Origin of the sequence: Streptomyces sp. NPDC007162 (assembly GCF_040634175.1) — a bacterium.
Taxonomy (GTDB): domain Bacteria; phylum Actinomycetota; class Actinomycetes; order Streptomycetales; family Streptomycetaceae; genus Streptomyces.
Window position 1 is genome coordinate 1 of record NZ_JBEYFC010001059.1, and the last position, 1,104, is coordinate 1,104.

Sequence of the window (1,104 nt, forward strand, 5' to 3'; positions counted from 1 at the left end):
GCGAGCTCGTCGGACACGCCCGGGTACAGGCCGTTCTTGCGCTGCTTGATCGGCTCTTCGCTCTCTTCCGGGGCCTCGGGGTCGAGGGCGGGTACGGCGGCCAGGAGTTGCCGGGTGTACGGGTCCTTGGGACGGTCGTACACCTCGTCGGCGGGCCCGGTCTCCACGATCCGTCCGCTGCGCATGACCGCGACCCGGTCGCTGACCTGCCGTACGACGGCGAGGTCGTGGGCGACGAAGACGAGCGCCAGCCCGAGTTCGCGCTGGAGTTCGCCGAGCAGGGCGACGACCTGGGCCTGGGTGGTGACGTCCAGCGCGGAGACCGGCTCGTCGCAGACGATGACGCGCGGGTCGGCCGCGAGCGCCCGCGCGATACCCACGCGCTGGCGCTGGCCACCGCTGAACTCGTGCGGGTAGCGGTCGTAGTGCGCTCCTTCGAGCCCCACGCGCTCCAGCAGTTCGACCACTCGCCCTCGGATGCGCCTCTCGTCCCGGTCGCCACGGGCGCGGAGCGGGTCGGCTATCGACTCGCCCACACTGCGGCGCGGGTTGAGCGAGGAGACCGGGTCCTGGAAGACCATCTGGAGGGCCGGGTCGACGCCCACGCGCGCGTGCCCGTCGTAGCGGACCTCGCCCGCCGTCGGCTCCAGCAGCCCGACCAGCATCCGGCCGAGCGTCGTCTTGCCGCTGCCGCTCTCCCCGACGACACCGAGGGTCTCGCCCCGGCGGACGGTCAGCGACACGTCGTCCACGGCCGTGAACGCCCGCTTGCCGCGGCCGAACTCGCGCCGCAGGCCCGTCGCCTCCAGGACCACCTCGTCGGACGCCTCGGAGGGCGTGCGCGCCGCGTCCACCCGCGGGACGGCGGAGAGCAGTTCCCGCGTGTACGGCTGGGTGGGCGCCCCCAGTACGGCGGTGACCGGGCCCTGTTCGACCACGCGGCCGTGCCGCATGACGAGCACCTCGTCGACGCTCTCGGCGGCGACGCCCACGTCGTGCGTGACGAGCTGGGAGAGACGTCATGAGTACCTACCGAGTCGCGCAGGTGTCCGCCGCAGGCGGGTCGTTCGAGATCGTCGAGCGGGAGGTGCCCCGGCCGGGACC

At 73.3% G+C, this 1,104-nt stretch carries 1 pseudogene; it reads right to left on the reverse strand.

From position 1 onward, the window contains the following. A pseudogene (locus ABZ646_RS47140) lies at positions 1-1,007 on the reverse strand (ATP-binding cassette domain-containing protein); the annotation flags it as partial. Between the last annotated feature and the right edge of the window lie 97 nt (positions 1,008-1,104).